Origin of the sequence: Pseudomonas sp. lyk4-R2A-8 (genome assembly GCF_030209095.1) — a bacterium.
GTDB lineage: Bacteria > Pseudomonadota > Gammaproteobacteria > Pseudomonadales > Pseudomonadaceae > Aquipseudomonas > Aquipseudomonas quebecensis.
Genome location: NZ_JARVSS010000015.1, coordinates 115,485 through 132,167, shown reverse-complemented (window position 1 = coordinate 132,167; position 16,683 = coordinate 115,485). Strand labels below are relative to the sequence as shown.

The window sequence follows — 16,683 nt, the reverse complement described above, 5'->3', positions numbered from 1 at the left end:
ATCATGGACTTGCAAGAGCGTGTTACCGACCTGGAAAGCCGCCTGGCCTTTCAGGATGACACCATCGAGACCCTCAACGACATCCTGGTCACGCAGCAACGCGCGGTCGAGCGCCTGCAGTTGCAGATAACCGCGTTGCTCAAGCGCCAGGAAGAGATGGGCGGCCAATTCGAAACGTCCGAAGAAGAAGCACCACCGCCTCACTATTAATGGCGCCATGAAAAAACCGCGACCCAGCCAGGCTGGATCGCGGTTTTTTTTTGCTGCGGGCAGCTGGACTCAGCGGCGCGGCAGTGCGGCAATCACGTCTTCGGCTTGCAAGCCTTTGTCGCGATTCATGACGGAGAACTCCACGCGCTGGCCTTCCACCAGGACGCGATGGCCTTCGCCGCGAATGGCCCGGAAGTGAACGAAAATATCATCGCCCGAATCGCGGGAAATAAAGCCGAAGCCTTTGGAGGTGTTGAACCACTTGACGGTACCGGTATCCCGATTGGTCATGTCGTAGGTTTGCGACGCGGCCGCCGGGGACGAGCGGTAGAAGCTGATGGCCAGGTGAAGAACAATGGCGACCACAGCAATGACCAGGCTGAGCAGGATGGCCGGGTGGCCGCCGACTTCAGGCATGGGTGCCAGGAGGGTGAGGGTTTGTACGACGACGGTCAGTACCAGCAGCGCGCTGACCAGGTTTTGCAGTTGATGACGAGTGCCCTTGTTCCAATAAGGAATCACGGGTGCCAGCGTCAGGTTGAGAAGGCCGAACAGAGCCAGATACAGCGCGTCGTGTTGTTGCAGGTACGGCAGGCTCTCTGGTTGCAGGCTCGGTATAAAGGACAGCAGCAACGCTGCAACGCCCGTTAGCAGGTGGACGATTTTCAACATTTTGATTAACTCACGTTAAGACGGATCACAAGGAAGAGCTGACTGGCACGGTTCGCTTCTGAACAATGGGAGGCGTTGGGCACGTACGCGGGTATCAGCCTATGCCGGCCACCGCAGACATTAACGATGGCGACACGCTGCCTATTTAACAGCAAAGGCCGTGCCTTCTCAAATCAAGCATTTCGCGGTGTTGCGAAGGGTTGGGCATTTCCGGAGCAAACGCTTGTCCTAGACAGGTGCGGGTGGTTTGGGTGGATTATTTGAGAATGTTCCTACCGTGATCAGCGAATCGTCCGCATGGGCGATTTGCCGCACCTTGCCCGCTGCGCATCACCGGCGCTCTTGCTAGAGTGGTGCTGCATCTGCTCAATGAATGTTTGTCAATTGAAGGGGATAACCATGGCAATCGATATCGGTATCAGTGAAGAAGATCGTAAATCCATCGTCGATGGGCTTTCGCGCCTGCTTTCCGATACCTATGTACTGTACCTGAAGACCCATAACTTCCATTGGAACGTCACGGGCCCGATGTTTCGTACGCTGCACTTGATGTTTGAAGAGCAGTACAACGAGCTGGCGCTGGCGGTGGACTCCATTGCCGAGCGTATCCGTGCCCTCGGTTTCCCGGCGCCGGGTGCCTATTCGGTCTACGCGCGCCTGTCTTCCATCAAGGAAGAGGAGGGTGTGCCCAGCGCTGAAGAGATGATCAAGCAATTGGTGGAAGGTCAGGAGGCGGTCACTCGTACCGCGCGTGGCATTTTTCCGCTGCTCGACAAGGTCAGCGACGAACCGACCGCGGACCTGCTGACCCAGCGGATGCAGGTGCACGAGAAAACCGCATGGATGCTGCGTTCCCTGCTTGAGTCCAAGTAAGGCTCGGCCCTGAGCGGCGCCGTCCTGGCGCCGCTTGCATGTTTCTGCGCACTTCCTGGCGTTGTCCTACAGCTTTCAACTCCCTGTCTTCTGGCTCACCCCGCGCTTCGTGCTGTTTGATAGGCCCACTGCCCAATGGGAGAAACCCGTGGGCTGCTGTTTGGCAATGGAGTGTCAGGTGTATGTCACGTGCAGTATGTAATGGAGTTATGGAAGCCTGTGGCGTTCATAAGATAAAGGTCGATCCCTTTTCCAAGGGGTTCGACATGGGGCTGGCAAGGCCGCTGTCTCGATCAGTCAGGCTCAACGGGTTCTCAACATGCCTGCGTCTTGAGCAGATCTATTGGAATATCCTGACGGAAATCGCCAGGCTCAACGCCTGTTCAGTCAGTGCGTTGCTGTCTTACGTCGACCGGGAAGTGCACTTGCGTTATGGGGGGGTGAAGAACTTCAGTGGTCTGGTCAGGGTGGTGTGTGTGGTTCACCTGCTAAAGGGGCGTGCGTCTTCGCCCAGCCCGGAGTAGCCCGGGTGCCCGGTGCCGGTCCGCCATCCTGGCGGGCAGGCTTTCGGGCAGAAAGCCGGCTGCGCTGCCTCGATTAACCAGATATAATCCCGCGCTTTGCTGCGCAGGCCGGGGCTTTACCCTTCGGGCAGGCGTGGCGCAGTAACGATCTGTTCGCGAGACATCGCCATGCCCATGTACGACTATCAATGTGCTTCCTGCGGTCACCAGTTGGAAGCCATCCAGAAGATCAGCGCAGCGCCGTTGGTCGATTGCCCGGCCTGCAAGGCCCCTGAGCTCAAGAAAATGTTGTCGATGCCGGGCTTCCGCCTGAGTGGCGGCGGCTGGTATGAGACCGATTTCAAGACCGGCGCCAAGAAGAACCTGGCGGGCGGCGACAAAGCAGACTGAGTTGAACTCTACGCGCAGGCTCCTGCATTATCCGTCCCCTGGCTTAAATGTCCGGTGACCGAGGCAGGCCTCCACCGAATTTCGAATTACGAGAAGTGAAACCACGACCATGATGCGCAGCCACTATTGCGGCCAACTGAACGAGACCCTGGAAGGTCAGGAAATCACCCTTTGCGGATGGGTTCACCGTCGCCGCGACCACGGCGGGGTGATCTTCCTCGACATCCGTGATCGTGACGGTCTGGCCCAGGTGGTGTTCGACCCGGACCGCGCCGAGAGCTTCGCCGCCGCCGACCGCGTGCGCAGCGAGTACGTCGTGAAGATCACCGGCAAGGTGCGTCTGCGTCCGGCCGGTGCCGTGAACAAGAACATGGCCTCCGGCGGTATCGAGGTGTTGGGCTACGAGCTGGAAGTGTTGAACGAGTCGGAAACCCCGCCGTTCCCGCTCAACGAATACTCCGATGTGGGCGAAGAGACCCGTCTGCGCTATCGCTTCCTGGACCTGCGCCGTCCTGAAATGGCCGAGAAGCTGCGTCTGCGTTCGCGCATGACCACCAGTATCCGTCGTTTCCTCGACGAAAACGGCTTCCTTGACGTTGAAACGCCGATCCTGACCCGGGCCACCCCGGAAGGCGCGCGTGACTACCTGGTGCCTAGCCGTACCCACGCCGGTTCGTTCTTCGCGTTGCCGCAATCACCGCAGCTGTTCAAGCAACTGCTGATGGTGGCCGGCTTCGACCGTTACTACCAGATCGCCAAATGCTTCCGCGACGAAGACCTGCGCGCCGACCGCCAGCCGGAATTCACCCAGATCGACATCGAGACCAGCTTCCTCGATGAAAAAGAGATCATGGGTATCACCGAACAAATGATCCGCAACCTGTTCAAGGAAGTGCTGGACCTGGAATTCGGTGACTTCCCGCACATGACGTTCGAAGAAGCCATGCGCCGCTACGGTTCCGACAAGCCCGACCTGCGTAACCCGCTGGAACTGGTGGACGTGGCCGACCAGCTTAAAGAAGTCGACTTCAAGGTGTTCAGCGGCCCGGCCAACGACCCTAAATGCCGCATCGCCGCTCTGCGCGTGCCTGGCGGCGCGAGCATGCCGCGCAAGCAGATCGACGACTACACCAAGTTTGTCGGCATCTACGGTGCCAAGGGCCTGGCGTACATCAAGGTCAACGAGCGCGCCAACGGCGTTGACGGCCTGCAGTCGCCGATTGTGAAGAACATCCCGGAAGCCAACCTGAATGTGATCCTTGATCGCGTCGGTGCGGTCGATGGCGATATCGTGTTCTTCGGCGCCGACAAGGCCAAGATCGTCAGCGAGGCCCTGGGCGCACTGCGTATCAAGCTCGGTCACGACCTGAACCTGCTGACCTGCGAGTGGGCGCCGATGTGGGTGGTTGACTTCCCGATGTTCGAAGAGAACGACGACGGCAGCTTCAGCGCCTTGCACCACCCGTTCACCGCGCCGAAATGCTCCCCTGCAGAGTTGGAAGCCAATCCGGCAGGCGCTTTGTCCCGAGCCTACGACATGGTGCTCAACGGCACCGAGTTGGGTGGCGGTTCGATCCGTATCCACCGCAAAGAGATGCAGCAAGCGGTTTTCCGTCTGCTGGGCATCAACGAAGCGGAACAGGAAGAGAAATTCGGCTTCCTGCTCGACGCCTTGAAATACGGTGCACCGCCACACGGTGGCCTGGCGTTCGGTCTGGACCGCCTGGTGATGCTGATGACCGGCGCCCAGTCGATCCGTGAAGTGATCGCCTTCCCGAAAACCCAGAGTGCTGCTGATGTGATGACGCAGGCTCCGGGCGTAGTCGATGCGAAGGCGTTGCGTGAACTGCACATCCGCCTGCGCGAGACGCCGAAGGCTGAGTAAGGCTGCTGCGTGAAAGCGCACTGAGGTTTACGCAGTCTAAAAAGGCGCATCTTCGGATGCGCCTTTGCGTTCCAAGGGCTGTGTTCAACAGATAGAAATCCGGCCTGGGGCAGGATTGACAAGGTTTCTAGAGAATTCGGAGTTGTGTTATGGCTGGCCATTCCAAGTGGGCGAACATCAAGCACCGCAAAGAGCGTCAGGATGCCAAGAAAGGCAAGATTTTTACCAAGTGGATCCGCGAACTGACCGTCGCTGCCCGTCAGGGTGGTGGTGATCCAGGTTCCAACCCGCGTCTGCGCCTGGCTCTGGACAAGGCGCTCGGCGCCAATATGAGCCGCGACATCATCGATCGCGCCGTGGCCCGTGGGGCCGGCGCGGCCGACACCGATGATATGGTCGAATTGACCTACGAAGGCTACGGCCCGGGCGGTGTGGCGGTAATGGTCGAATGCATGACCGACAACCGCAACCGCACCGCGGCTGCCGTGCGCCATGCGTTCAGCAAGTGCGGTGGCAACCTCGGTACTGACGGGTCGGTGGCCTACCTGTTCGAGCGCAAGGGGCAGATTACCTTCGCGCCGGGCACCGATGAAGACGCGCTGATGGAAGCGGCGATGGAGGCGGATGCCGATGATGTGGTGACCAACGAGGATGGCTCCATCGATGTGTTCACCTCGTTTGCCAGCTTTTATGCCGTGCGTAACGCGTTGGAGGCTGCCGGTTTCAAAGGCACCGACGCGGAAATCGTCATGCTGCCGACCACCAGCGCTGAATTGGACCTGGACGGCGCGCAGAAAGTGTTGAAATTGCTGGATATGCTTGAAGATCTGGACGATGTACAAAACGTCTATTCGAATGCCGACATTCCAGAGTCAGTGGCCGAACAGCTGGGCTGAAGTGCGATGTGGCTTCATTGTGGGAGGGGGCTTGCCCCCCGATAGCGGTGTATCAGTGGCTGTATGGGGTGACTGATACGCTGCAATCGGGGGCAAGCCCCCTCCCACATTGAATTTTCCCTGTATCAAAAAATGTGTTTAACCCAACCCGCAGGCGTTATGACTTTAATCCTAGGTATCGACCCCGGTTCGCGCATCACCGGTTTTGGCGTGGTGCAACACACCCCGCGCGGCTGTGTGTATGTTGCGTCGGGCTGTATCCGTACCGGTTCGGGTGAATTGGCCGAGCGCCTGCAGATCGTTTATCGGGGCGTGCGCGAAGTTATCCAGACCTACGGCCCGGTCACCATGGGTATTGAAAAAGTGTTCATGGCGAAAAACGCCGATTCCGCGTTGAAACTGGGCCAGGCCCGTGGCGCGGCCATCGTCGCCGGCGCGGAGGAGAGCATGGAGATCGCCGAGTACACCGCGACCCAGGTCAAGCAGGCCGTGGTCGGCACCGGCGCCGCCAACAAAGAGCAGGTGCAGATGATGGTCATGCACATGCTCAAGCTCACCGCAAAACCGCAGATTGACGCCTCTGACGCCCTGGCCATTGCCATTTGCCATGCCCATACCCGTTCCAGCCTGCTGCCTCACGGCCTCGGTACGGCACGCAGTCGTGGCGGGCGCCTGCGTCTCTGATAGCATCAGCGCAATCGTGATTTCCGGTCAGGCGTTGATCTGACCCTACGTGTTAAGGATCTGTACCGTGATTGGACGTTTGCGCGGCACCCTGGCTGAAAAACAGCCGCCGCACCTGATTCTGGACGTCAATGGGCTGGGGTATGAGCTGGAAGTCCCCATGACGACTCTGTATCGCCTGCCACCGGTCGGCGAGCCGATAACCCTGCATACCCATCTGGTGGTGCGCGAAGATGCGCAATTGCTCTATGGTTTCATTGGCAAGCGCGACCGCGATTTCTTCCGCGAACTGATCCGGTTGAATGGCGTAGGGCCCAAATTGGCACTCGCCTTGATGTCGAGCCTGGAGGTGGACGAGCTGGTGCGTGCCGTCTCGGCGCAGGACACCTCGGCGCTGACCAAGGTGCCAGGCGTGGGCAAGAAGACTGCCGAGCGCCTGCTGGTGGAACTCAAAGACCGCTTTAAAGCCTGGGAAGTGGTGCCGAGCATGTTCGCATTGGTACCGAACCAGCCGGATATGCCGGCGGGCCAGGTTGCGAGCGCTGAAAGCGACGCCGTCAGTGCGCTGATCTCCCTGGGCTACAAGCCGCAGGAAGCCAGCAAAGCCGTGTCGGCGATCAAGGACAAGAACCTGAGCAGTGAAGACATGATCCGCCGCGCCCTGAAGGGAATGATTTAAGTGATTGAAGCAGATCGTCTGATTGCGGCCACCGGCCCGCGCGACCGTGAAGAAGTCCAGGACCGGGCCATTCGCCCCCTGAGTCTGGCCGAGTATATCGGCCAGCCCACCGTGCGCGAGCAGATGGAGCTGTTCATCCAGGCGGCGCGCGGGCGCAGTGAGTCCTTGGACCACACATTGATCTTCGGCCCGCCGGGGCTGGGCAAGACCACTCTGGCCAACATCATTGCCCAGGAGATGGGCGTGTCGATCAAGTCCACGTCCGGCCCGGTGCTGGAGCGTCCGGGCGACCTGGCGGCCCTGCTGACCAACCTTGAACCGCACGACGTGCTGTTTATCGATGAGATCCACCGTCTTTCGCCGATCGTCGAGGAAGTGTTGTACCCGGCAATGGAAGACTTCCAGCTCGACATCATGATCGGCGAAGGCCCGGCGGCCCGTTCAATCAAGCTCGACCTGCCACCCTTCACGCTGGTGGGCGCAACGACGCGTGCCGGGATGCTGACCAATCCTCTGCGAGACCGATTCGGGATTGTTCAACGTCTGGAGTTCTACAGCACGGCGGACCTGGCAACCATCGTCAGTCGTTCGGCGAGCATCCTCGGCTTGCCTCTGGACCCGGAAGGTTCGTTTGAAATCGCTCGGCGCGCACGCGGTACGCCGCGTATTGCCAACCGCTTGCTGCGTCGGGTGCGGGACTTCGCCGAAGTGCGCGCCAAAGGGCACATCACCAAGGCGGTGGCAGACCTGGCGCTGAACCTGCTGGATGTGGACGAACATGGCTTCGATCACCAGGACCGGCGGCTACTCTTGACCATGATCGAGAAGTTCGACGGCGGGCCGGTGGGCGTGGACAGCCTGGCGGCGGCCATCAGCGAAGAGCGCCATACCATTGAAGATGTGCTTGAACCCTACCTGATCCAGCAGGGTTACATCATGCGTACGCCAAGGGGGCGGGTGGTGACGCGCCATGCTTACCTGCACTTCGGGTTAAATATCCCGTCACGATTGGGCGAGATGCCCGTGGTAGACGAATTCCTCGATGCAGTGGACGATTAAAAGCGTTCGGCTTGACGATTTATTCCAGCTTTGTGCTGTCCCAGTGACTGGCGTCGTCATTCAGTCAGTGAAAATGTTTCAGAGAATTAAAAAACAGTTGCCTGGCCGGATTGGCAACCTCAGGAGTAAGCACTAGAGTATGCGCGCGCAAAACGGGGATCAGTCGTTCGCACATCGCTGTCGCGTTTATTACGAGGACACCGATGCCGGCGGCATCGTTTACTACGTCAATTATCTCAAGTTCATGGAGCGGGCCCGAACCGAGCGGCTACGGGAGCTGGGCTTTGCCCAATCCCAGCTGGCAGGGGAGGACCTGTTATTCGTCGTGCATTCCAGCGAGGCGCGTTACCACGCACCGGCGCGACTGGACGATGAGCTGCTGGTCAGCGCTGAAGTAATTGAATTGAACCGTGCCAGCCTGCGTTTCAAACAGCAGGTCAGGCGGGCAACGGATGCAACGCTGCTCTGTGAGGGGCAGTTTTTGGTGGCGTGTGTGCGCACCATCAGTTTGAAACCTCGGGCCATTCCCGAAACTCTACGTGTGGCCTTTGCCGCCGTGAGCGGCGCGGGTAAACAATCAAAGCAGGAGATTTAGCGTGGAACCTACCGTCGTCGACCATTCCTCCATGTGGAGCCTGGTCAGCAATGCCAGTGTCGTGGTTCAACTGGTGATGCTGATCCTGGTAGCCGCATCGGTTACCTCTTGGGTCATGATTTTTCAGCGCAGCAACCTGTTGCGTGCCGGTCGACGTGCCCTGGAGAGCTTTGAAGAGCGCTTCTGGTCGGGTATCGACCTGTCCAAGCTCTATCGCCAGGCCGGCAGCAACCCGGACCCGGATTCGGGCGTCGAGCAGATTTTCCGCGCCGGCTTCAAGGAGTTCTCCCGCCTGCGCCAGCAGCCAGGCGTAGACCCGGAAGCGGTCATGGAAGGCGTGGCCCGTGCCATGCGCGTGGCCATTTCCCGCGAGGAAGAGAAGCTTGAGCAGAGCCTGCCTTTTCTTGCCACCGTTGGTTCCGTGAGCCCCTACATCGGCTTGTTCGGTACCGTGTGGGGCATCATGAACTCCTTCCGCGGCCTGGCCCAGGCTCAGCAAGCGACCCTGGCTACCGTGGCACCTGGTATCGCCGAAGCCCTGATCGCTACCGCGATCGGCCTGTTCGCCGCCATTCCCGCGGTTATCGCCTACAACCGTTTTGCCGCGCGCGGCGAGAACCTGATTGGCCGTTACTACACCTTCGCCGATGAATTCCAGGCGATCCTGCACCGTAAAGTGCACACCAGCGAAGAATAAGCAGGTACTCCCCGATGGCTTTAATCACTCGAGCTCGAACCAAGCGCAAGCCGGTCGCCGAGATGAACGTAGTGCCTTACATCGACGTGATGCTGGTGCTGCTGGTGATCTTCATGGTGACCGCGCCGATGCTCAACCAGGGTGTGAAGGTTGACCTGCCCAAGGTTTCCAGCGAAGCCTTGCCTCAGGACAACAACACCCAGGTGCTGACCATTTCGATCAAGTCCGACAAGACCTATTACTGGAATCTTGGCAGCGAAGTCGATACTCAGAAGCAGCAGGACAAGGCCCTGACCTTGCCGGCGATGACCGACGCGGTGACCAAGATCATTCGCGCCGGTAACGAAGGCGGCAAGCGCACCCAGGTGTTCATCCGCGGCGACAAGTCGGTCGACTACGGCTCCGTCATGGGTGCCATGGGCGGACTGCAGAAGGCCGGCGTCGGTAACGTTGGCTTGATTACCGAGGCGCCCTGATGCAGCAACAGCGAGAGCCGTCCGCCTCGGAAAGCTACTTCTGGCCTAGTGTCTGGGCGATTGCCCTGCATGTCCTGGTGTTCGGCATGCTGTTCGTCAGCTTTGCCATGACCCCGGACCTGCCGCCAGCCAAGCCGATCGTGCAGGCGACCCTGTATCAGCTGAAATCGAAAAGCCAGGCCACTACCCAGACCAATCAGAAGATTGCCGGGGAGGCCCAGAAGTCGGCTGCGCGCCAGACTGAAGTCGAGCAGATGGAACAGAAGAAGGTCGAGCAGGAAGCGGTGAAGGCTGCTGCGGAACAAAAGAAAGAAGAGGCGGCTCAAAAGGCCGAGGAATCGAAAAAGGCTGACGAAGCCAAGAAGGCCGACGAGGCGAAAAAGGCTGATGAAGCCAAGAAAGCCGAGAAAGCCGCCGAAGCTAAAAAAGCCGAAGAGAAACAATTGGCTGATATAGCCAAGAAGAAATCTGAAGAAGAAGCCAAGAAAGCTGCCGAGGAAGAGGCCAAGAAAAAGGCCGCTGAGGAAGCCAAGAAGAAGATAGTCGAAGACGCGAAGAAAAAAGCCGCCGAAGACGCCAAGAAAAAAGCTGAAGCAGACGAGGCGAAGAAGAAAGTCGCCGAAGACGCGAAGAAGAAAGCTGCCGCCGACGCCCAGAAGAAAAAGGCTCAGGAAGCAGCGCGCAAATCCGCCGAAGAGAAAAAGGCTCAGGCCTTGGCAGATTTGCTTTCGGATACGCCGCAGCGTCAGCAAGCCTTGGCCGATGAACGCGGTGATGAAGTCGCGGGCAGTTTCGACGACCTGATTCGGGCGCGGGCAGCGGAAGGTTGGACGCGTCCACCTTCGGCACGCAAAGGCATGACAGTAGTGCTGCAGATCGGCATGTTGCCGGACGGTACGGTGACTTCGGTCAGCGTGGCCAAGTCCAGTGGTGACGGTTCGTTCGACAGTTCGGCGGTTGCCGCAGTCAAGAATATTGGCCGGTTGACCGAGATGCAGGGAATGAAACCAAGCGACTTCGCTCCCTATCGTTCATTCAAGATGACATTCACACCTGAGGATCTAGCCTTGTGAGAAACCTTCTTCGAGGAATGCTTGTCGTTATTTGCTGTATGGCAGGGATAGCGGCGGCGGATGAAAAGAACATCCTGGTCACCAGCGGCAGCGATCGGGCTACCCCGATCGCCGTAGTGCCGTTCGGTTGGCAGGGCGGCAGCGTATTGCCGGACGACATGGCTCAGATCGTCAGTGACGACCTGCGCAACTCCGGTTACTACGCACCGATTCCGAAAGGCAACATGATCAGCCAGCCGAACCAGGCCAGCGAAGTCGTGTTCCGTGACTGGAAAGCCGTCGGCGCCCAGTACCTGATGGTCGGCAACATTGTGCCGGCCGGCGGTCGTCTGCAGATCACGTACACGTTGTTCAACGTGGCGACAGAGCAGCAGGTCCTGACCGGCAGCGTGTCGGGTACCACCGATCAACTGCGGGATATGGCCCACTACATTTCAGACCAATCGTTTGAGAAACTGACCGGTATCAAGGGTGCCTTCTCGACGCGTCTGCTGTATGTGACGGCTGAACGTTTCTCCGTGGACAACACCCGCTACACCTTGCAGCGTTCGGACTACGACGGCGCGCGCGCAGTGACGTTGCTGCAATCGCGTGAGCCGATCCTGTCGCCGCGCTTTGCGCCCGATGGCAAGCGTATCGCCTATGTGTCTTTCGAACAGAAACGTCCGCGTATCTTTGTCCAGCACATCGATACCGGTCGCCGTGAGCAGATCACCAACTTCGAAGGCCTCAACGGTGCACCTGCCTGGTCGCCGGATGGTTCGCGCCTGGCGTTCGTGCTGTCCAAGGATGGCAACCCGGATATCTACGTGATGAACATGGCTTCGCGCCAGATCACCCGTGTCACCAGCGGCCCGGGCATCAACACCGAACCGTTCTGGGGTAAGGATGGTTCGACTATCTACTTCACCTCCGACCGTGGCGGTAAGCCGCAAATCTACAAGTCCAGCATTGGCGGTGGCGGTGCGGAGCGTGTGACCTTTATTGGTAACTACAACGCCAACCCTAAGCTTTCGGCCGATGAAAAGACGTTGGTGATGATTCACCGTCAGGATGGTTTCACTAATTTCCGGGTTGCGGCCCAGGATTTGCAGCGCGGAACCGTAAAAATCCTTACAGATACCAACCTTGATGAGTCAGCCACTGTTGCGCCCAACGGCACCATGGTAATCTACGCCACCCGCCAGCAGGGCCGGGGAGTCTTGATGCTCGTGTCCATTAACGGACGCGTAAGGCTCCCGCTTCCTACCGCACAAGGCGAAGTCAGAGAACCATCCTGGTCCCCTTACCTGAACTGACGCGGCGCTACAAAAAGATTTGCTTAACACACTGGGGTTCATTAGGAGTTTCACGATGGAAATGCTGAAGTTTGGTAAGTTTGCTGCTCTGGCTCTGGCTCTGTCCGTAGCCGTTGGTTGCTCGTCCAAAGGCGGCGACAATGCCGGTGAAGGCGCAGCTGTTGATCCAAACGCTGGTTACGGCGCTAACACTGGTGCAGTTGACGGCTCCCTGAGCGAAGAAGCTGCTCTGCGCGCTATCACCACTTTCTACTTCGAATACGACAGTTCGGACCTGAAGCCAGAAGCCATGCGCGCTCTGGACGTTCACGCGAAGGACCTGAAAGGTAATGGCGCTCGCGTTGTTCTGGAAGGTAACACCGACGAACGTGGTACTCGTGAGTACAACATGGCACTGGGCGAGCGTCGTGCGAAAGCCGTTCAACGCTACCTGGTCCTGCAAGGCGTTTCGCCAGCTCAGCTGGAACTGGTTTCCTACGGTAAAGAGCGTCCAGTTGCTACTGGCCACGACGAGCAGTCCTGGGCTCAAAACCGTCGCGTCGAACTGCGTAAGTAATTCGTCATGCGAACGTGCCGTCGTGCTCTGACTGTATTGGCTCTCAGCCTCGCACCGCTTGCGGTGTGGGCTGCGGTTCCTGTGGAAGATAGCAACTCTGGCTATAACAATAGCGGGAGCAGTTATCCGCCGGCAGGTTATGGCACGAACGGCGCCTATGCTGGGGGGGCGGCTACGTCCGCCCCCTCGGCACAGGGCGAACTGTTCAATCAGCTGCAACGCATGCAGGATCAATTGGCGCAGCAGCAAGGCGCGATTGAAGTTCTGCAGAATCAAGTGAACCAGCTCAAGCAAGAAGGCCTGGAGCGATACCAGGATCTTGATCGACGCATAGGAGCCGGCGTTACACCTGCCGCTACTCCTGATAATTCTTCTGCCGGTGGCGCGCCAAGCGCTGCTGCCGGTGGTGCGGCAACGGGGGCCGCTGCTGCTGCTCAAGCTCCTGCCGCCAGCAGCGAACCGGGTGATCCGGCCAAGGAAAAACTGTATTACGATGCAGCCTTCGACCTGATCAAAGCCAAGGACTTCGATAAGGCCAGCCAGGCCTTTACCGCATTCCTGCGCAAATACCCCAACAGCCAGTACGCGGGTAATGCCCAATACTGGTTGGGCGAAGTCAACCTGGCAAAGGGTGATCTGCAGGGCGCGGGCCAGGCATTTGCCAAGGTCAGCCAACTGTACCCCAAACACGCCAAGGTGCCGGACTCGCTGTACAAACTCGCTGACGTAGAGCGCCGCCTGGGTCATACCGACAAGGTCAAAGGCATTCTGCAGCAGGTCGTAGCCCAATATCCGGGGACTTCCGCCGCTCAGTTGGCTCAACGGGATCTGCAGCGCCTGTAAGCGATGCTACCCGTTTAGAAGAAACCCGCGCCTGGCGCGGGTTTTTTCGTTAGAATCCACGCCCTTTTATGAAACACGCTTTCTGGGGCCTGCGCGTTGGCGGGGTTCCTTGAAGTGCCTGACGGAGGCGGACAGCCTGTTTAGCTGTTACGCCCGTGGCGACTATGCAAGACACATTACGTATTACCGAAGTTTTTTACTCGTTGCAGGGTGAAACGCGGACCGCTGGCCTGCCCACTGTGTTTGTACGGCTGACAGGTTGCCCGCTGCGTTGCCAATACTGTGACAGCGCTTACGCCTTCAGTGGCGGTACGGTGCGTACCCTCGACGACATCCTGGAACAGGTTGCCGGCTTTAAGCCTCGCTATGTCTGTGTGACCGGTGGTGAGCCGTTGGCCCAGCCCAATGCCATCCCATTGCTTAAGCAATTATGCGATGCCGGGTATGAAGTGTCCCTGGAAACCAGCGGAGCCTTGGACATTTCCGCAGTCGACCCACGTGTCAGTCGCGTGGTCGACCTCAAGACCCCAGGCTCCAAGGAAGCTCATCGCAACCGTTACGAGAACATCGAGCTGCTGACGCCCAACGATCAGGTCAAGTTCGTTATCTGCTCTCGTGAGGATTACGACTGGGCGAACTCCAAGCTGATCCAATACGGTCTCGATCGTCGAGCTGGTGAAGTGCTGTTTTCGCCAAGTCACCACGACCTCAATGCCCGCGACCTGGCGGACTGGGTGGTGGCTGACAACCTGCCGGTGCGCTTGCAGTTGCAGTTGCACAAGTACCTGTGGAACGACGAGCCGGGTCGCTGAGAGGGTGAAGAATCGCCGCAATTACAGCCTCAACGCGTTTTTTCTGATTTATTTGAAATAAGGTGTTGAATAATCCTTAGAAATCAGTATTATACGCGCCACCACACAGCGGGTCGTTAGCTCAGTTGGTAGAGCAGTTGGCTTTTAACCAATTGGTCGTAGGTTCGAATCCCACACGACCCACCATTTTTAGCGGTTTAGAAAATCCGGAAGGCCCACGTAAGTGAGGATTTCCGGGTTTTTTTTTGCCCTATGGAATCTTCCCGCAGCCAATATCACACGATGTGCATGCCCCGCGCCGCTTCGGCAGGCACCCGCGAATACTAGATTAGGCTTTTGAATCCATTCGATATTCTGTAGCCTTGCGCTGCTTCACCCGTGCTTGATGAACAATCACTTCGTCCGGCGGCGCCCGAAGGGCTCCAGAGCCGGTGGTACACTCGACTTTCGCGCTACTGCGCCTGCAGGTCTTGCGAACATGACGCAGATTTCCGAACGCCTACTGGTTCAAGCCCACCTCGATGCCAAGCAGCCCAAGGCCCTCAGCGCCGATGAAGAGGCGAGCCTGCGTAGCGCCATCGCCGCCGAGCTCAAGGCTCAGGATGCGGTGCTGGTGGCCCATTTTTACTGCGACCCGGTGATTCAGGCCCTGGCCGAAGAAACCGGTGGCTGTGTCTCCGATTCCCTGGAAATGGCCCGCTTCGGTGCCGCTCATCCGGCCAGGACCGTACTGGTCGCCGGCGTGCGTTTCATGGGGGAGACGGCCAAGATTCTCACCCCTGAAAAGCGCATTCTCATGCCCACACTGGAGGCGACCTGCTCGCTGGACCTGGGGTGCCCGGTGGATGAGTTTTCAGCGTTTTGCGATCAGCACCCCGAGCGTACCGTGGTGGTGTATGCCAATACGTCAGCTGCGGTCAAAGCCCGGGCCGACTGGGTGGTGACCTCCAGTTGTGCGCTGGAAATCGTCGAGAGCCTGATGGACAACGGCGAGACCATCATTTGGGGCCCGGACAAGCACTTGGGCACCTACATCCAGCGCCAGACCGGTGCGGACATGCTGTTGTGGGACGGTGCGTGCATCGTCCACGAAGAATTCAAGTCCAAGCAGTTGGAAGACATGAAGGCGCTGTATCCGGATGCAGCCATTCTGGTGCATCCCGAATCTCCGACGTCGGTGATCGAGCTGGCTGACGCGGTGGGCTCTACCAGCCAGTTGATCGCGGCGGCACAACGTTTACCGAACAAAACCTTTATCGTGGCGACCGACCGCGGCATCTTCTACAAGATGCAGCAGTTGTGCCCGGACAAAGTGTTTGTGGAGGCGCCTACGGCCGGTAACGGTGCTGCGTGTCGTAGTTGCGCACACTGCCCGTGGATGGCGATGAACACGCTGGAGCGCACCCTGCAGTGCCTGCGCGAGGGCAGCAACGAGATCTTCGTCGAGCCTTCCGTGATCCCCCACGCCGTGAGGCCGCTCAAGCGCATGCTGGATTTCACCCAGGCTGCACGCCTGAAGCTGGCCGGTAACGCATAGTCGAACGCGAAAAAAACAGGGAGGGAGGGGCTTGCTCCTCCCGCATTTTGAGCCCGTTCAGGCGGCGGGTTATCTTTTTTGCTTCGGAATCCGCACCAGCTGGGTGTCGGAATAGATGTCATGCCAGCTGCGTTTGTGCTTGTCGAACAGCGACCAGATAAACCCCAGCCCTACACACAACCACGACGCAATTGACACCACAAAGCGCAGCAGCGCCTGCCACAGGCTGATCCGCGAGCCGTCGGCATTCTGCACGCGCACGCCCCACACCTGCATGCCCAGGGTCTGCCCGGAATGGGTCCAGAATTTGGCGAAAAACCCGAACAGTACAAATAACAGAATCGTCGACAGTAATGGGTCTCCATCCAATGCGCCGGATTCGGTAAGCGTGCGCATCCTGGCTTCACCCACGAACGCGATCCAGATCAGTTTGTAGATGAACGCAGTGACGATCATCAGTGCGGTGCACAACAGGAAGTCATAGAACATCGCTGCCAGACGACGGCCCAGGCCCACGGCGGGGAATTCGCCTTGGGGGCTCAGCAAGGGTTTGGACATGGCAGGGCTCTCGGAAGAAAAAAGCCATTTTACGGAATTGCGCCCATAAAAAAGCCCCTGATGTCATATCAGGGGCTTTTTGTCGCAGAGGGAATCAGCCCTCTGCCTGAACTTCGTCAGCCTGCATGCCTTTCTGGCCTTGCACCGCAACGAAGGTCACTTTCTGGCCTTCTTTCAGGCTCTTGAAGCCGTTGCCCTGAATAGCGCGGAAATGCACGAACAGATCCGGACCGCTTTCTGGAGTGATAAAACCAAACCCTTTCTCGTCGTTAAACCACTTGACGGTACCGCTCTGACGATCAGCCATTTTCTTATTTCCTTGACGCTAAAAAATTAATGACAGCCCCTTTCCACACGAAAGAGTAC

The 16,683-nt window shown here is 58.5% G+C and carries 21 protein-coding genes and 1 tRNA gene; 19 read left to right on the top strand and 3 right to left on the bottom strand.

The features are described from left to right. Positions 1-3: 3 nt before the first annotated feature. On the top strand, positions 4-210 hold the full coding sequence (locus tag QRN10_RS16250) for a SlyX family protein (protein ID WP_181079064.1): 207 nt from the start codon (positions 4-6) through the stop codon (positions 208-210). A gap of 69 nt (positions 211-279) precedes the next feature. Here QRN10_RS16250 and QRN10_RS16245 read toward each other — a convergent pair whose 3' ends face one another. After that, positions 280-882 carry a cold-shock protein gene (locus QRN10_RS16245; protein ID WP_078734478.1) on the bottom strand — a complete coding sequence of 201 codons (603 nt, stop codon included), beginning with the start codon at positions 880-882 and terminating at the stop codon, positions 280-282. Between the two features lie 399 nt (positions 883-1,281). Between QRN10_RS16245 and QRN10_RS16240 the strand changes: the two genes are divergently transcribed. From QRN10_RS16240 to nadA, 18 genes are all read left to right on the top strand, one after another. Continuing rightward, positions 1,282-1,755: a Dps family protein gene (locus tag QRN10_RS16240; RefSeq protein WP_181079066.1), complete on the top strand. Its 474-nt coding sequence runs from the start codon at positions 1,282-1,284 to the stop codon at positions 1,753-1,755. Positions 1,756-1,937: 182 nt separating this feature from the next. Next, on the top strand, positions 1,938-2,279 hold the full coding sequence (locus tag QRN10_RS16235) for a ribbon-helix-helix domain-containing protein (protein WP_181079068.1): 342 nt from the start codon (positions 1,938-1,940) through the stop codon (positions 2,277-2,279). A gap of 168 nt (positions 2,280-2,447) precedes the next feature. Next, a complete protein-coding gene (locus QRN10_RS16230) occupies positions 2,448-2,669 on the top strand; it encodes an FmdB family zinc ribbon protein (protein WP_181079070.1) in 222 nt (73 codons plus the stop codon). A gap of 109 nt (positions 2,670-2,778) precedes the next feature. Continuing rightward, entirely contained in the window at positions 2,779-4,554 is a 1,776-nt protein-coding gene (aspS, locus tag QRN10_RS16225) for an aspartate--tRNA ligase (RefSeq protein WP_181079072.1), read from the top strand. Positions 4,555-4,703: 149 nt separating this feature from the next. Further along, positions 4,704-5,450 (top strand): YebC/PmpR family DNA-binding transcriptional regulator, encoded by a 747-nt coding sequence (locus QRN10_RS16220; RefSeq protein ID WP_124387983.1) that lies wholly within the window; start codon positions 4,704-4,706, stop codon positions 5,448-5,450. Positions 5,451-5,609: 159 nt separating this feature from the next. Continuing rightward, positions 5,610-6,134: a crossover junction endodeoxyribonuclease RuvC gene (gene ruvC, locus QRN10_RS16215; protein WP_181079076.1), complete on the top strand. Its 525-nt coding sequence runs from the start codon at positions 5,610-5,612 to the stop codon at positions 6,132-6,134. Positions 6,135-6,201: 67 nt separating this feature from the next. Further along, positions 6,202-6,813: a Holliday junction branch migration protein RuvA gene (ruvA, locus tag QRN10_RS16210; protein ID WP_285428707.1), complete on the top strand. Its 612-nt coding sequence runs from the start codon at positions 6,202-6,204 to the stop codon at positions 6,811-6,813. After that, positions 6,814-7,872: a Holliday junction branch migration DNA helicase RuvB gene (gene ruvB / locus QRN10_RS16205; protein WP_181079080.1), complete on the top strand. Its 1,059-nt coding sequence runs from the start codon at positions 6,814-6,816 to the stop codon at positions 7,870-7,872. It abuts the gene before it with no gap. Between the two features lie 139 nt (positions 7,873-8,011). Further along, entirely contained in the window at positions 8,012-8,467 is a 456-nt protein-coding gene (gene ybgC / locus QRN10_RS16200) for a tol-pal system-associated acyl-CoA thioesterase (RefSeq protein ID WP_181079082.1), read from the top strand. Between the two features lies 1 nt (position 8,468). Then, a complete protein-coding gene (gene tolQ, locus QRN10_RS16195; RefSeq protein WP_032890916.1) occupies positions 8,469-9,164 on the top strand; it encodes a protein TolQ in 696 nt (231 codons plus the stop codon). Positions 9,165-9,187: 23 nt separating this feature from the next. Further along, the gene (gene tolR / locus QRN10_RS16190; RefSeq protein WP_181079099.1) at positions 9,188-9,640 is read left to right on the top strand and encodes a protein TolR; all 453 of its coding nucleotides are present in this window, start codon (positions 9,188-9,190) and stop codon (positions 9,638-9,640) included. After that, the gene (gene tolA / locus QRN10_RS16185) at positions 9,640-10,713 is read left to right on the top strand and encodes a cell envelope integrity protein TolA (RefSeq protein WP_181079084.1); all 1,074 of its coding nucleotides are present in this window, start codon (positions 9,640-9,642) and stop codon (positions 10,711-10,713) included. The genes tolR and tolA overlap by 1 nt, the downstream gene beginning before the upstream one ends. Before the next feature lie 17 nt (positions 10,714-10,730). Further along, positions 10,731-12,011 carry a Tol-Pal system beta propeller repeat protein TolB gene (gene tolB, locus QRN10_RS16180; RefSeq protein ID WP_181079086.1) on the top strand — a complete coding sequence of 427 codons (1,281 nt, stop codon included), beginning with the start codon at positions 10,731-10,733 and terminating at the stop codon, positions 12,009-12,011. 55 nt (positions 12,012-12,066) lie between these two features. Beyond that, positions 12,067-12,567: a peptidoglycan-associated lipoprotein Pal gene (pal, locus tag QRN10_RS16175; RefSeq protein WP_181079088.1), complete on the top strand. Its 501-nt coding sequence runs from the start codon at positions 12,067-12,069 to the stop codon at positions 12,565-12,567. A gap of 6 nt (positions 12,568-12,573) precedes the next feature. Next, the gene (gene ybgF, locus QRN10_RS16170; protein ID WP_253509150.1) at positions 12,574-13,410 is read left to right on the top strand and encodes a tol-pal system protein YbgF; all 837 of its coding nucleotides are present in this window, start codon (positions 12,574-12,576) and stop codon (positions 13,408-13,410) included. Positions 13,411-13,574: 164 nt separating this feature from the next. Beyond that, on the top strand, positions 13,575-14,222 hold the full coding sequence (queE, locus tag QRN10_RS16165; RefSeq protein ID WP_253509147.1) for a 7-carboxy-7-deazaguanine synthase QueE: 648 nt from the start codon (positions 13,575-13,577) through the stop codon (positions 14,220-14,222). Between the two features lie 110 nt (positions 14,223-14,332). Beyond that, a tRNA-Lys gene (locus tag QRN10_RS16160) sits at positions 14,333-14,408 on the top strand. A gap of 292 nt (positions 14,409-14,700) precedes the next feature. Further along, a complete protein-coding gene (gene nadA / locus QRN10_RS16155; RefSeq protein ID WP_181080065.1) occupies positions 14,701-15,759 on the top strand; it encodes a quinolinate synthase NadA in 1,059 nt (352 codons plus the stop codon). Between the two features lie 69 nt (positions 15,760-15,828). Here the strand turns inward: nadA and QRN10_RS16150 are convergent, their stop codons facing one another. Both QRN10_RS16150 and QRN10_RS16145 read right to left on the bottom strand, forming a co-directional pair. Further along, positions 15,829-16,317 carry an RDD family protein gene (locus QRN10_RS16150; protein WP_181080066.1) on the bottom strand — a complete coding sequence of 163 codons (489 nt, stop codon included), beginning with the start codon at positions 16,315-16,317 and terminating at the stop codon, positions 15,829-15,831. A 94-nt stretch (positions 16,318-16,411) separates the two neighbouring features. Beyond that, positions 16,412-16,624 carry a cold-shock protein gene (locus tag QRN10_RS16145; RefSeq protein ID WP_014339904.1) on the bottom strand — a complete coding sequence of 71 codons (213 nt, stop codon included), beginning with the start codon at positions 16,622-16,624 and terminating at the stop codon, positions 16,412-16,414. Between the last annotated feature and the right edge of the window lie 59 nt (positions 16,625-16,683).

Coding starts and splice junctions, on each gene's coding strand:
- QRN10_RS16250 (WP_181079064.1), top strand. CDS start 4: ATGGACTTGCAAGAGCGTGTTACCGACCTGGAAAGCCGCCTGGCCTTT.
- QRN10_RS16245 (WP_078734478.1), bottom strand. CDS start 882: ATGTTGAAAATCGTCCACCTGCTAACGGGCGTTGCAGCGTTGCTGCTG.
- QRN10_RS16240 (WP_181079066.1), top strand. CDS start 1,282: ATGGCAATCGATATCGGTATCAGTGAAGAAGATCGTAAATCCATCGTC.
- QRN10_RS16235 (WP_181079068.1), top strand. CDS start 1,938: ATGTCACGTGCAGTATGTAATGGAGTTATGGAAGCCTGTGGCGTTCAT.
- QRN10_RS16230 (WP_181079070.1), top strand. CDS start 2,448: ATGCCCATGTACGACTATCAATGTGCTTCCTGCGGTCACCAGTTGGAA.
- aspS (WP_181079072.1), top strand. CDS start 2,779: ATGATGCGCAGCCACTATTGCGGCCAACTGAACGAGACCCTGGAAGGT.
- QRN10_RS16220 (WP_124387983.1), top strand. CDS start 4,704: ATGGCTGGCCATTCCAAGTGGGCGAACATCAAGCACCGCAAAGAGCGT.
- ruvC (WP_181079076.1), top strand. CDS start 5,610: ATGACTTTAATCCTAGGTATCGACCCCGGTTCGCGCATCACCGGTTTT.
- ybgC (WP_181079082.1), top strand. CDS start 8,012: ATGCGCGCGCAAAACGGGGATCAGTCGTTCGCACATCGCTGTCGCGTT.
- tolA (WP_181079084.1), top strand. CDS start 9,640: ATGCAGCAACAGCGAGAGCCGTCCGCCTCGGAAAGCTACTTCTGGCCT.
- tolB (WP_181079086.1), top strand. CDS start 10,731: ATGCTTGTCGTTATTTGCTGTATGGCAGGGATAGCGGCGGCGGATGAA.
- pal (WP_181079088.1), top strand. CDS start 12,067: ATGGAAATGCTGAAGTTTGGTAAGTTTGCTGCTCTGGCTCTGGCTCTG.
- ybgF (WP_253509150.1), top strand. CDS start 12,574: ATGCGAACGTGCCGTCGTGCTCTGACTGTATTGGCTCTCAGCCTCGCA.
- queE (WP_253509147.1), top strand. CDS start 13,575: ATGCAAGACACATTACGTATTACCGAAGTTTTTTACTCGTTGCAGGGT.
- nadA (WP_181080065.1), top strand. CDS start 14,701: ATGACGCAGATTTCCGAACGCCTACTGGTTCAAGCCCACCTCGATGCC.
- QRN10_RS16150 (WP_181080066.1), bottom strand. CDS start 16,317: ATGTCCAAACCCTTGCTGAGCCCCCAAGGCGAATTCCCCGCCGTGGGC.
- QRN10_RS16145 (WP_014339904.1), bottom strand. CDS start 16,624: ATGGCTGATCGTCAGAGCGGTACCGTCAAGTGGTTTAACGACGAGAAA.